The following is a 12,525-nucleotide window of genomic DNA, read 5'->3' as shown; positions in this document are numbered from 1 at the left end:
TTGAACCTTCTTCGCGTTCGCGCCACCGTGGTGGCATGCCGTCCACGGTGAAGAACGCGACGCTGCTGTTCCTGGGGCGCACCGTCGTCCGCGCGCAAGCCCTCCTCGGCGACCCGGCGGCCCGGCTGCTCGGGCTCAGCCCCACCCGCGACCCGTACCCCGTCTACGAGTCGGTGCGCCGCCGGGGCGTGCTGGTGAAGACCAGGATGGGGCTGTACCTGACCGCCTCGCACGAGCTGAGCGCGCGGGTGCTGCGCGACCCCGACTTCGGCCCGCTGCGCGCGGGCGAGCTGTCCCCGGTGGACACCTCGGTCCGGCTCGACGGGCGGCGGCTGGTCAACCCCGTCGAGGAGTCGTTCCTGGTGCGCCACCCGCCCGAGCACACGCGGCTGCGGCGGCTGGTCGCGCCCTGGTTCACCCCCCGCGGCCTGCGCGCGCAGGTCGCCACCGTGGAGCGGGTGGTCGAGGAGTACCTGGACGAGGTGGCGGACCGGGGGACGTTCGACCTCGTCGGCGACTTCGCGGCCAGGGTGCCGATCCAGGTGATCGCCGACCTGCTCGGCGTGCCCGGCGCGGACCACGCGACGTTCGCCCGGTGGGGCCGGGCGTTGGTCAACGCCCTCGACGGCGTGCGGACCATGCGCGACCTGCGGGCGCTGCAGACGGCCCTGCGCGAGTTCGAGGAGTTCCTGGACGACCTGATCGCGCACCGGCGGCGGCGGCCCGGCGGGGACGACATCGTGTCCGCCCTGGTCGCGCACGACGACCTGTCCCGCGAGGACCTGATCGCCACGACGGAGCTGCTGCTGGTCGCGGGGTTCGAGACCACGGTGAACCTGATCGGCAACTCGGTGCTCGCGGTGCTGGCGCACCCGGAGGTCCGCGCCCGCCTGCTCGACGACCCGGCCCACGCCGACGCCGTCGTGGAGGAGACGCTGCGCCACGACCCGCCGGTGCAGTACACGGTGCGGGTGCCGTTCCGGACCGTCGAGCTGGCGGGCACGCGGCTGCCGAAGGGCACGCCGGTCATGCTGATGCTCGCCGCGGCCAACCGCGACCCCGCGGTGTTCGCCGACCCGCACCGGTTCGACCCCGACCGCGCGGACGTGCGCGAGCACCTGGCGTTCTCCTCCGGCATCCACTACTGCCTGGGCGCGGGACTGGCCCGGATGGAGGGAGCGGCGGCGCTGCGCGGGCTGTTCCGCCGGTTCCCCGACCTGCGGGCGGCCGGCCGCGTGCACCGCCGCCCGTCCCGGGTCATCAGGGGCGCCGCCCGGTTCCCCGTCGCCACCGGCGTTACAAAAGAACACCCGATCGGGCAAACCATCAGCTGAGCCACAGGGATGTGGTGCATGCTGGTACCGCGCGCCGACCCGCCGCACCGCCGCCGCGGCGGGTCGTTGCGTCCTTTCCGCACCGGTGCGGTCTTCACCGGTGCGGTCTTCCCGCGCTCAGCCCCCGCGTTGCCTCGAGTCGTGCTCCCGGCGGGCGCGTTCGACCTTCTCCAGGTTCACCGCGGACCACTCGGCGAGCGTCGCGAACAGCGGCGCGAGGCTGCGCCCGAGTTCGCTGATCTCGTACTCCACCCGCGGCGGCACCTCGGCGTGGTAGGTGCGCACCACGAGCCCGTCGCGCTCCAGCTGCCGCAACCGCTGGGTCAGCACCTTGGGCGTGATCGTGGTGATCCGGCGCGACAGCTCGACGAACCGCTGCCGCCCGAACTCGTTGAGCGCCCACAGGATCGGGGTCGTCCACCGGCTGAACACGAGGTCCACCACCGGCGCGATGGGGCAGGCCAGCTCCGGGTCGACCTCGGCCCGGCTCGTGCCGCTCGTCACATCCGGCCCCTTCCGCCATTACTTTCCTCTAGGTACCTACTATATCGAGGACAGTAACGTCCCCGCCGCAACGCAACGGACGGCGGAACGGGGAACGACCATGATCGTGGTGACCGGTGCGACGGGGAACGTCGGTCGGGCGCTGGTGCGGGTGCTGGCGGAGGCGGGCGAGCCGGTGACGGCGGTGTCGCGCGGCATCGGGACTCGGGACGTGCCGGCGGGCGTGCGCCACCTGCGGGCGGACCTCGCGGAGCCGGCGGGGCTGCGGCCCGCGTTCGACGGCGCGGCCGCGGTGTTCGTGCTGACGTCGGGCGGGTTCACGGCGGCGGGCGACGGCGGCGGCGTGCTGCGGGAGGTGCTCGACCTGGCGCGGGCCGGCGGTGCCGAGCGGGTCGTCCTGCTGTCCTCGCAGGGCGTCGGGACCGGCCGGCACTCCCCCGCGCTGGAGGAGGCGGTCACGGGCTCGGGCCTGGCGTGGACCGTGCTGCGGCCCGGCGGTTTCGCGTCGAACGCGTTCGCCTGGGCGGGGACCATCCGCGCGCGGCGGTCGGCCGCCGCGCCGTTCGCCGACGTGGCGCTGCCGGTCGTGGACCCGGACGACATCGCCGGGGTGGCCGCCGCCGCGCTGCGCGGAGCGGGCCACGCCGGCCGGACCTACGTGCTGACCGGGCCGGAGGCCGTCACGCCCCGGCAGCAGGTCGCCGCCATCGGGGAGGCGCTGGGCGAGCCGGTGCGGTTCGCGGAGCTGAGCCGTGCCGAGGCCAAGGCCGCCATGACGGCGTCCATGCCGAGGTGATCGCCGAGGCCACCCTCGACATCCTCGGCGCGCCGACGGCCGAGGAGCGGCGGGTGAGCCCGGACGTCGAACGGGTCCTCGGCCGCCCCGCGGGGTCGTTCGCCGCCTGGGCGGCGCGCAACGCGGCGGCCTTCCGGTGACCGCCGGGCGGGGGCGTGCCCGCGTCCCCGCCCGGCCGCACGTCAGTCGACGCCCCGCATCAACCGGTGGATCGCCCTGGTCGACGCGACCAGCGCGACGCCCAGGCCGATCGCCACCGCGCCGAGCACGCCGAAGTACGCCACCGCGTTCTCGTCGCTGTAGAAGCGGACCACGATCGCGCCGACGCCCGAGCCCGCCGCCGTGGCCAGGAACCACAGCCCCATGGTCTGCGAGGCGAACGCGCGGGGCGCGAGCTTCGTGGTCACCGACAGGCCCACCGGCGACAGCAGCAGCTCGCCGCACGTCATGACCAGGTACATCAGGACGAGCCAGAGGAAGCTCACGCGCACCGACGGGTCGCCCTGGCTGACGACCATCAGCAGCAGGAACGACAGGCCCACCAGCAGCAGCGCGTACCCGAACTTGCGCGGCGTCCGGGGCTGGCGGTTGCCGAGCCGGACCCACAGCAGCGCGAACAGCGGCGCGACGGCGATGATCAGCACCGGGTTGACCGACTGGATGAACGACGGCGGGAACACCACGCCGAACAGCGAGTTGTCGACCCTGGTGTCGGCGAACGCGGCGATCACGGTCGCGCTCTGCTCGAACAGCAGCCAGAACATCGCCGCCGCGACGAACAGCGGGACGTAGGCGATCACCCGCGACCGCTCCTCCGGCGTGGTGCGCGGGCTGCGGATCATCGTGGTGAAGTAGCCGATCGGCAGCAGCACCGACAGCAGGCTGATCAGGTTGATCACGCCCTCGGCGCCCAGCACGCCGAGCAGGACCAGCGCCGCGACCACGACCACCGCCCCCACCACCACGGCGGCGATCCGGCCCAGCACCCGCCCGCGCTCCTCGGCGGGCAGCGGGAACGGCGGCACGGCGGCCGAGTCGCCCAGCCCGCGCCTGCCGAGCCGGTAGACGGCCAGGCCCAGCGCCATGCCGACCGCCGCCGCGCCGAAGCCGAGGTGCCAGTCGTAGTTCTCGCCCAGGAACCCGCACACCAGCGGCGCGAGGAAGCCGCCGAGGTTGATGCCCATGTAGAAGATCGTGAACCCGGCGTCGCGGCGCGGGTCGGTGCGCTCGTACAGCCCGCCGACCACGGTGGAGATGTTCGGCTTGAGCAGGCCGGTGCCCAGCACGATCAGCACCAGGCCGGTGTAGACGCCCGTGACGCCGATCGGCAGCGCCAGCGCCACGTGCCCGAGCATGATCAGCACGCCGCCGTGGAACACCGCCCGTCGGCCGCCCAGCACCCGGTCGGCCAGCCAGCCGCCGGCCACGCCCGACATGTAGACCGACGCCCCGTAGATGGCCACCAGCGACAGCGCGAAGCTCTTGTCGAGCCCCAGCGCGCCCTCGGCGGTCGAGCGGTACAGGTAGTAGGCGAGGATCGCCTTCATCCCGTAGTAGGAGAAGCGCTCCCACAGCTCGGTGAAGAACAGCGTCGACAGTCCTCGGGGGTGCCCGAAGAAGCCCCGCTGCGGGGTGGAGACGGCGCTCGTGGCGCTCACGTGGTCCTCCTGGGTGTCAACGATGTCACCGCCGGCGTACCGCGTCACGCTACGCCGTACGGTCGTACTGGAAGAAACCGCGATACCGCCGAGTGGCCTACCGCACAGCTCCGGGGTGCGGTCCCGTGCCGCGTTTGGTGCACTCGTGGGGTGGATCTGATCGAGGCTCACGGACGCGCGATGACGGAGTTCGACTCGCGGGTGCGCCGGGTGCTCCCCGAGCAGTGGGACCGGGGCACCCCGTGCCGGGAGTGGTCGGTCCGGGACCTGGTGAACCACCTGGTCCACGAGCAGCTGTGGGCGCCCGAGCTGCTGGCGGGCTGCACGGTCGAGCAGGTGGGCGACCGGTTCGACGGCGACCAGCTCGGCGACGACCCGCTGCACTCGTGGGTGCTGGCGGCGGCCGCGGCCCGTGAGGCGTGGATCGCGCCGAAAGCGCTGCTCAAGCCGGTGCGCCTGAGCTACGGCCGGACCACGGCGGTCGAGTACGGCTGGCAGATGACCTCCGATCTGGCCGTGCACGCCTGGGACCTGGCCCGGGCGATCGGGGTGGACGAGCGGCTCGGCCCGGACCTCGCCCGGACCGTGCTCGACCACGTCGAGCGGAACGCGGGGAGGTGGGCGGCGAGCGGGCTGTTCGACCCGCCGGTGCCCGTGCCGGACGACGCGGACCCGCAGACCCGGCTGCTCGCCCTGCTCGGCCGCACCCCGTGACGGCAGCCCCCGCCCACCGCGGGGAGGACCCATCGGGAGCCCTCCCCGCGGCCCATTCCCTGGTCCGGGCGGGGCTCCCGTGACCAAGCCCGGTCGCGCGCGTCCCGTCCCGCACGGCTCCCCCGACCGCACGGGACGGGACGCACCTCCCCCTCGCACCGTGCGCCGCCCCCGACGGTGTCGACGCACCCCACCGTGATAGCGCGGGCGCGTTGTCAGCGGTCGGCGGACCGCCGGCTGACAACACTTCCCGGACAACGACGTCGGGCCCGGCCGCGCGGTGCGGTCGGGCCCGACGGGTGCTCGCCCCGGGTCAGGGGCCGGTGACGCCCGGCTCCCAGCTCTCCGGCCGGCCGGTCTCGGTCAACAGCAACTGCCAGTCGCCGAAGCCCATCGGCGCGTCGTGGTGCCACGGGAACCGGCCGTCCGCCGTGGGCACGATGATCTGCACGGCGGCGAAGTCGCCCTTGCCGTACAGCAGGAACGCGCTGCCGAAGAACTCCGGGTAAAAGCCCTTGAACACCCGCTCGAACGTGACCGGAACGCCCTCGAAGAAGTCGTGGTAGAGCCGACCGGGCACGAACCGCTCACCCCGTCTGGCCCGGTCGACGTAGGCGCGGATGAGCACCTGCGCGTGCTCGGGCGGCAGGCCCAGCACCACCGCCTCGGCGACGCCGAACCGGCGCCACGCGCCGACGGAGAAGGAGTAGCCGGCGCCTTCGGCGTCCTCGGGCACGGTCACCACGGCGTGGCCGTGCTGCTCGGCCTGGGTCAGCAGCCAGTTGCGCAGGTTGATGTCCTGCACGGAGGGCTGGGAGGGGTTCGACACCCCGACATTGTGCACGCCGCCGGTGTCAACACCGCATAAGCGCGACGGCCCCGCGCCGGGGTGGCGCGGAGCCGTTCGACACACCACCGCCGGACGCCGGAGGTCAGTCGACCTCGGCCATCACCTCGTCGGAGACGTCGAAGTTCGCGTAGACGTTCTGCACGTCGTCGCAGTCCTCCAGCGCGTCGATCAGCTTGAAGATCTTCCGCGCGCCCTCGGCCTCCAGCTGCACGCTCACCGACGGCAGGAAGTTCGCCTCGGCGGACTCGTAGTCGTAGCCCGCCTCCTGGAGGGCCTTGCGGACCGCCACGAGGTCACCCGCCTCGGACACGACCTCGTAGCTCTCGCCCAGGTCGTTGACCTCCTCGGCGCCGGCGTCGAGGACGGCCATCAGCACGTCGTCCTCGGACAGGTCGCCCTTCGGCACGATGACGACACCCTTGCGGGTGAACATGTAGGCCACCGAGCCGGGGTCGGCCATCGAGCCGCCGTTGCGGGTCATCGCGGTGCGGACCTCGGACGCGGCCCGGTTGCGGTTGTCGGTCAGGCACTCGACCAGCACCGCCACGCCGTTGGGGCCGTAGCCCTCGTACATGATGGTCTGCCAGTCGGCGCCGCCGGCCTCCTCGCCGCCGCCGCGCTTGCGGGCGCGCTCGATGTTGTCCAGCGGCACGGAGTTCTTGCGCGCCTTCTGGATGGCGTCGTACAGCGTCGGGTTGCCGTCGGGGTCACTGCCGCCGGTGCGGGCCGCCACCTCGATGTTCTTGATCAGCCGCGCGAAGAGCTTGCCGCGCTTGGCGTCGATTGCGGCCTTCTTGTGCTTGGTGGTCGCCCACTTTGAGTGGCCGCTCATTTCTCCTCCGTCGAATACTCAGCCCGCCGCACGGACCATGTCCACGAAAAGGCGGTGCACCCGCCCGTCACCGGTCAGTTCCGGGTGGAACGAGGTGGCGAGCACGTGCCCCTGCCGAACCGCGACGATCCTACCGGCGGCCTCCCCGGCGTCTTCCGTTTCGGGCACCCGGGCGAGCACCTCGACGTCCGATCCCGTCGATTCCACCCACGGGGCGCGGATGAACACCGCGTGCACCTGGCCCACGTCGGTGAAGTCGAGTTCGGCCTCGAAGGAATCGACCTGCCTGCCGAACGCGTTGCGCCGCACCACGATGTCGAGGCCGCCGAGCTGGTGCTGGTCGGGCCGCCCGTCCAGGACGCGGTCGGCGAGCAGGATCATCCCGGCGCACGACCCGTAGGCGGGCATGCCCTCCTTGATCCGCGCGCGCAGCGGCTCCAGCAGCTCGAACGTGGCGAGCAGCCGGCTGATGGCGGTGGACTCGCCGCCCGGCAGCACCACGCCGTCGACCTCGGCCAGTTCCTCCGGCCTGCGGATGGGTCGGGCGAGCACGTCGGCCTCGGCCAACGCGACGAGGTGCTCACGGACGTCGCCCTGAAGGGCGAGGACACCGACGACGGACACGGCTGGACTTCCTCCCGGGTGAACTGCGACCAGCCTAGGTGACCGGGCCGGACGGGTGCTCGTGGCACCCGTCCGGCCGTTCGGCCTTCCCGCGACGCGCTAGTCGGGCGCCGCGACCCGCTCGGCCGCCTGGTGGGCGGTCGAACGACGGGCTCGGACGGCTCGCCAGCCGACGAACAGCAGCACGGCGAGCACGGGGATGGACCAGAACGCGATGCGCTCGGCCGGTCCGCCGAAGGCCATCAGCACGATGACCAGGGCGAGGAACGCCAGGGTCGCCCAACCGGTGTAGGGCGCGCCGGGCATCCGGTACGCGGGCCGCTCGACCTCGCCGCGCAGCGCGGCCCGGCGCAGCCGCAGCTGGCAGGCGATCAGCGTGGCCCAGGTCGCGACGACGCCCAGCGAGGCCACCGCGATGGCGATGTCGAACGCCTCTTTCGGCACGAGGTAGTTGAGGACGACGCCGAACAGGTACGCCACCGAGGTGAACAGGATGCCGCCCTGGGGCACGTGCCTGCGGTTCATCCGCCCGGTGAACGCGGGTGCTTCGCCGTGCTGCGCGAGCGAGCGCAGGATGCGACCGGTGGAGTAGAGGCCCGAATTGCACGACGACAACGCGGCGGTGAGCACGACGGCGTTCATCACGTCGCCCACGCCGGCGATGCCGAGCGCGGAGAACACCGTGACGAACGGGCTCTCCCCGCCGCTGTAGAGGTTCCACGGCAGCAGCATCGCGAGCAGCAGCACGGAACCGACGTAGAACACGCCGATCCGGTACACGACGCCGTTGATGGCCTTCGGGATCACCCGGCGCGGATCGGCGGTCTCCCCCGCGGCGATGCCGACGAGTTCGATGGCCGAATAGGCGAAGATGACGGCCTGGAGGGTCATCAACGCGATTCCGACGCCCGCCGGGAACATGCCGCCGTGCGCGACCAGGTTGGCCACGCCCGCTTCACCGCCGCCGATGTCCGCGCGCCCGATCACCAACGCGATCCCGGTGAACAGGAACACCACGATCGCGGTGACCTTGACGACGCTGAACCAGAACTCCAGCTCGCCGAACAGCTTCACCGACAGCAGGTTGACCACGACGAGGAAACCGAGCGCGACCAGCGCGGTGACCCACTGCGGCACGTCCGGCAGCCAGCGGTGCACGTAGATGGCCACGGCGGTGATCTCGGCGATGCCGGTCATCGCCCAGTTCACCCAGTACATCCAGCCGGAGGTGAACCCGGCCCACGGACCGATGAACTCGCGGGCGTATTCCACGAAACTGCCCGCGGTGGGCCGGTGCAGGACCAATTCGCCGAGCGCGCGCATCACGAAGAACGCGGCCAGGCCGCACAGGGCGTACGCGAAGACGAGCGACGGGCCGGTCTGGGCGAGTTTGCCGCCCGCGCCGAGGAAGAGGCCGACGCCGATGGCGCCGCCGATGGCGATCATCTGAACCTGGCGCTTGGACAGCGCCTTGGTGTAACCGTCGGCGTCGGGCTCCGCGACCGTCTGCTCATTCATGGTGGCCGAACGCTAGCGGCTGGCGGCGGGCTCCCGGAAATCGTTTGAGGAAGATTTGAGGTAATCCTCTTCACACGGTCCGGAGAGCGCCCTGTCCAGGTCGTCCCAGATGTCCTCGACGTCCTCCAGGCCCACGCTCAGGCGCAGCAGGTTGGCGGGCACGCCGGAGGCCTCGCGCGCCGTGCCGGGCACGAGCCGGTGGGTCAGCGCCGACGGGTGCTCGACCAGCGTGTCGACCGAGCCGAGGCTGACCGCGGGCGTGACGAGGCGCAGCCGGCGCACGACCGCGACGGGGTCCTCGCGGGTGGTGAAGGCGAGCACCGCGCCGGGTCCGCGCAGCTGCGTGCCGACCAGGCCCGCCGGGTCGGCGCCGGGCAGGCTCGGGTGGCGCACCAGGCCGGTGCCGGGGTGGGCGTCGAGCCGCGCGGCCAGCTCCACCGCGCTGTGCTGGGCGGCCTGCACCCGCAGCGGGAGCGTGGCCAGGCCGCGGTGCATGAGGTAGCCGCCCAGCGGGTGCAGCACCGCGCCGGTGACGATCCGGACCTGGCGCAACGGCCCGGCGTGCTCCTCGGCGCAGGCCACGACGCCGCCGAGCACGTCGCCGTGCCCGCCGAGGTACTTGGTGCCCGAGTGCAGGACGTAGGTCGCGCCGAGCGCGGCCGGGTTCTGCAGCACGGGGGTGGCGAAGGTGTTGTCCACGACCACCGGCACGTCGCCCGCCTGCGCGACGACGTCGGCGATGTCGAGCAGGTCGAGGTTCGGGTTGGCCGGGGTCTCGACCACGACGAGCCCGGTGTCCGGGGTGACGGCGTCGGCGATCCGGTCGGCCTCGGCGTAGGTCGTGGTGATGCCGAGCAGGCCCGAGGACAGCAGGTGGTCGGTGCCGCCGTAGATCGGTCGGACCGCGACCACGTGCGGCTTGCCGGTGAGCACGCACGCGGCCTGCACCACGGCGGTCACCGCGGCCATGCCGCTGCCGAACGCCACGGCGGCCGACGTGCCCTCCAGCGCGGCGAGGGCCTTCTCGAACCGCGCCACGGTCGGGTTGTGCAGCCGGGAGTAGACCGGCGAGGTGGCGTGCGCCGCGCCGTCGGCGAGGTGTTGCAGCGCGTGGCCGCCCTCGGCCTGGTCGGGGATCGGGTAGGTGGTGGACAGGTCGATCGGCAGGGCGTGCACGCCCAGGTCGGCGAGGTCGTCGCGTCCCCCGTGCACCGCCGTCGTTCGCAAGCGCGTCATGGCCGAATCCTGGACTTATCATCGGCGAATTGGGGAAAGTTCCGCAGGGTGTTCGGCGATCGGAGGGTTCGGGCGTGTTGGATTCGGTGGACGCGGCGATCGTGCAGGAGCTGCAGAAGGACGCTCGGCTGCCCAACAAGGACCTGGCCGACCGGGTGAACGTCGCGGCGTCGACGTGCGTGGTCCGGCACCGGTCGCTGCGCGAGCGGGGCGTGATCACCGGCTACCACGCGGAGGTGGACCTGGCCGCCGTCGGCAGGCCGGTGCAGGCGATCATCGCGGTGCGCGTGCGACCGCACACGAGGGCGATCGTCGAGCCGTTCATGGACTACGTGCTGACCCTGCCGGAGGTGCTGGCGCTGTCGCACGTGGCGGGCCCGGAGGACTTCCTGGTGCACGTCGCCGTCGCCGACACCGCGCACCTGCAACGCCTCGTCCTCGACCGCTTCACCACCCGCCGCGAGGTCAGCGAGGTGCAGACCAACCTGCTCTTCCAGCACGTCCGCAAGCACACCGTGCCGCCGGCGGGCGGTGACCGGTGGGCGTGACGGCGGGGGCTGCCGCGCCGCCGACGTGAACCTGTGTTAACAAAGACCATGGGGATCGAAGCGTTGCGCGACCTGCTCGACGGCCGGTGGGCGCCCCTGCGCCGCCGCTCGCTGGACCTGCTCGCCGAGCTGAAGCCGGTGCACGACCTCGACCGCGAGGAGTACCGGGCCTGGGTGCTGGAGCAGCTGCACGCGCTGGCGGCCGGCGGCCACCCGCTGATCGGCTTCCCGGCCGCGCAGGGCGGGCAGGACGACGTGGGCGGCTCGGTGGTGGCGTTCGAGGTGCTGGGCTTCGGCGACCTGTCGCTGATGGTCAAGGCCGGCGTCCAGTGGGGCCTGTTCGGCGGCGCGGTGCAGGCGCTGGGCACGGCGGAGCACCACGAGCGGTACCTGCCCGCGATCATGAACCTGGAGCTGCCCGGCTGCTTCGCCATGACCGAGTCCGGCCACGGGTCGGACGTGCAGCACCTGCGCACCACGGCGACCTACGACCCGGACACCGGGGAGTTCGTCGTCGACACGCCGGACGAGTCGGCGCGCAAGGACTACATCGGCAACGCGGCGCGCGACGGGCGGATGGCCGTGGTGTTCGCGCAGCTCGTCACGGGCGGTGAGGAGCACGGCGTGCACGCGGTGCTGGTGCCGATCCGGGACGCCTCGGGCGCGCCGGCGCCGGGCGTGCGGATCGAGGACTGCGGGCCGAAGGCGGGCCTGAACGGCGTGGACAACGGGCGGCTGTGGTTCGACCACGTGCGCGTGCCCCGGGCGAACCTGCTCAACCGCTACGGCGACGTCGCCCCGGACGGCACCTACAGCAGCCCGATCGAGGGCGGTGGCCGCCGGTTCTTCACCATGCTGGGCACGCTGGTGCGCGGTCGGATCAGCGTGGCGGGCGGCGCGGGCAGCGCGACGAAGAAGGCCCTGGCGCTGGCCGTCCGGTACGGGGACGCGCGGCGGCAGTTCACCCGCCCCGACACCGGCGACGAGGTGGTGGTGCTCGACTACCTGGCGCACCAGCGGCGGCTGCTGCCCGCGCTGGCCACCTCCTACGCGCTGCACTTCGCGCAGGAGGAGATGGTGTCGGCGCTGCACGACGTGTCCGACGACCGGCAGCAGCGCGAGCTGGAGTCGCGGGCGGCCGGGCTGAAGGCGGTGGCGACCTGGCACGCGACGCGGACCATCCAGACGTGCCGCGAGGCGTGCGGCGGCGCGGGGTACCTGTCGGAGAACCTGCTCGCCGGGCTGAAGGCCGACACGGACGTGTTCACCACGTTCGAGGGCGACAACACCGTGCTGCTGCAACTGGTCGCCAAGGGGCTGCTGACGAGCTACCGCGACCACGTCGGCGACCTCGACCCGTGGGGCATGGCGCGGTTCGTGGCCGACCAGGCGGTGGGCGTGGTGATCGAGCGGACGGCGGCCCGGGCGATCATCGACCGGCTGGTGTCGGGCAGCTCGGACGCGCTGCTGGACCGCGGCTGGCAGGTGCGGCAGTTCGAGGACCGCGAGAAGCACGTGCTGGAGGGGCTGGCGCGGCGGCTGCGGCGGGCGTCGCGGGACGACGCGTTCGACGTGTTCAACGCCGCGCAGGACCACGTGCTGCACGCCGCGCGCGTCCACGTGGACCGGGTGGTGCTGGAGGCGTTCGTGGCGGCGATCGACCGGTGCCCGGACCCGGAGGCGACGGCGCTGCTGGACCAGGTGTGCGACCTGTACGCGCTGAGCACGATCGAGGCCGACCGGGCGTGGTTCCTGGAGCACGGCAGGCTCACGCCGCAGCGGTCGAAGGCGGTGTCGCAGGCGGTGAACGCGCTGTGCGGCCGGCTGCGCCCGCACGCGCGCACGCTGGTGGACGCGTTCGGCATCCCGGAGACCTGGCTCGCCGCGCCGATCACGGGCGCGTGACGGGGA

11 protein-coding genes and 1 pseudogene are annotated in these 12,525 nt (G+C 72.8%); 5 read left to right on the top strand and 7 right to left on the bottom strand.

Features of this window, described 5'->3' with window-relative positions; all coding sequences use genetic code 11:
- The first annotated feature begins 35 nt into the window (after nucleotides 1-35).
- Complete coding sequence (locus ACIGNX_RS13850) at nucleotides 36-1,334, top strand: cytochrome P450 (RefSeq protein WP_396539749.1); 1,299 nt, start codon at nucleotides 36-38, stop codon at nucleotides 1,332-1,334.
- A gap of 117 nt (nucleotides 1,335-1,451) precedes the next feature.
- Here the strand turns inward: ACIGNX_RS13850 and ACIGNX_RS13845 are convergent, their stop codons facing one another.
- Nucleotides 1,452-1,838, bottom strand: coding sequence for a winged helix-turn-helix transcriptional regulator (locus ACIGNX_RS13845; protein WP_396539747.1), 387 nt, complete (start codon nucleotides 1,836-1,838; stop codon nucleotides 1,452-1,454).
- 100 nt (nucleotides 1,839-1,938) lie between these two features.
- On the opposite strand from ACIGNX_RS13845, the pseudogene ACIGNX_RS13840 reads away from it, so the two are divergent.
- Nucleotides 1,939-2,774 (top strand): annotated as a pseudogene (locus tag ACIGNX_RS13840) (NAD(P)H-binding protein).
- 42 nt (nucleotides 2,775-2,816) lie between these two features.
- Here ACIGNX_RS13840 and ACIGNX_RS13835 read toward each other — a convergent pair.
- Nucleotides 2,817-4,292 carry a peptide MFS transporter gene (locus tag ACIGNX_RS13835; protein ID WP_396539746.1) on the bottom strand — a complete coding sequence of 492 codons (1,476 nt, stop codon included), beginning with the start codon at nucleotides 4,290-4,292 and terminating at the stop codon, nucleotides 2,817-2,819.
- A 180-nt stretch (nucleotides 4,293-4,472) separates the two neighbouring features.
- Between ACIGNX_RS13835 and ACIGNX_RS13830 the strand changes: the two genes are divergently transcribed.
- Nucleotides 4,473-5,006, top strand: a complete 534-nt coding sequence (locus ACIGNX_RS13830; protein WP_396539744.1) for a TIGR03086 family metal-binding protein — start codon at nucleotides 4,473-4,475, stop codon at nucleotides 5,004-5,006.
- Nucleotides 5,007-5,319: 313 nt separating this feature from the next.
- Here ACIGNX_RS13830 and ACIGNX_RS13825 read toward each other — a convergent pair whose 3' ends face one another.
- From ACIGNX_RS13825 to ACIGNX_RS13805, 5 genes are all read right to left on the bottom strand, one after another.
- Nucleotides 5,320-5,835 carry a DUF4262 domain-containing protein gene (locus tag ACIGNX_RS13825; RefSeq protein WP_396539742.1) on the bottom strand — a complete coding sequence of 172 codons (516 nt, stop codon included), beginning with the start codon at nucleotides 5,833-5,835 and terminating at the stop codon, nucleotides 5,320-5,322.
- A gap of 103 nt (nucleotides 5,836-5,938) precedes the next feature.
- Nucleotides 5,939-6,688, bottom strand: a complete 750-nt coding sequence (locus ACIGNX_RS13820; protein WP_396539740.1) for a YebC/PmpR family DNA-binding transcriptional regulator — start codon at nucleotides 6,686-6,688, stop codon at nucleotides 5,939-5,941.
- Nucleotides 6,689-6,706: 18 nt separating this feature from the next.
- Nucleotides 6,707-7,312: a pyridoxal 5'-phosphate synthase glutaminase subunit PdxT gene (pdxT, locus tag ACIGNX_RS13815; RefSeq protein WP_396539738.1), complete on the bottom strand. Its 606-nt coding sequence runs from the start codon at nucleotides 7,310-7,312 to the stop codon at nucleotides 6,707-6,709.
- A gap of 99 nt (nucleotides 7,313-7,411) precedes the next feature.
- Entirely contained in the window at nucleotides 7,412-8,830 is a 1,419-nt protein-coding gene (locus ACIGNX_RS13810) for an amino acid permease (RefSeq protein WP_396539736.1), read from the bottom strand.
- A 12-nt stretch (nucleotides 8,831-8,842) separates the two neighbouring features.
- Nucleotides 8,843-10,066 carry a trans-sulfuration enzyme family protein gene (locus ACIGNX_RS13805; protein ID WP_396539734.1) on the bottom strand — a complete coding sequence of 408 codons (1,224 nt, stop codon included), beginning with the start codon at nucleotides 10,064-10,066 and terminating at the stop codon, nucleotides 8,843-8,845.
- Between the two features lie 74 nt (nucleotides 10,067-10,140).
- Here ACIGNX_RS13805 and ACIGNX_RS13800 point away from each other — a divergent pair, with 74 nt between their 5' ends.
- Nucleotides 10,141-10,614, top strand: coding sequence for an Lrp/AsnC family transcriptional regulator (locus ACIGNX_RS13800; protein ID WP_396539732.1), 474 nt, complete (start codon nucleotides 10,141-10,143; stop codon nucleotides 10,612-10,614).
- 48 nt (nucleotides 10,615-10,662) lie between these two features.
- Nucleotides 10,663-12,519 carry an acyl-CoA dehydrogenase gene (locus ACIGNX_RS13795; protein WP_396539730.1) on the top strand — a complete coding sequence of 619 codons (1,857 nt, stop codon included), beginning with the start codon at nucleotides 10,663-10,665 and terminating at the stop codon, nucleotides 12,517-12,519.
- Nucleotides 12,520-12,525 lie beyond the last annotated feature (6 nt).

Origin of the sequence: Actinosynnema sp. NPDC053489 (genome assembly GCF_044544865.1) — a bacterium.
GTDB lineage: Bacteria > Actinomycetota > Actinomycetes > Mycobacteriales > Pseudonocardiaceae > Actinosynnema.
The sequence above is the reverse complement of the archived record's forward strand: the minus strand, read 5'-3'. Positions and strand labels throughout refer to the sequence as shown.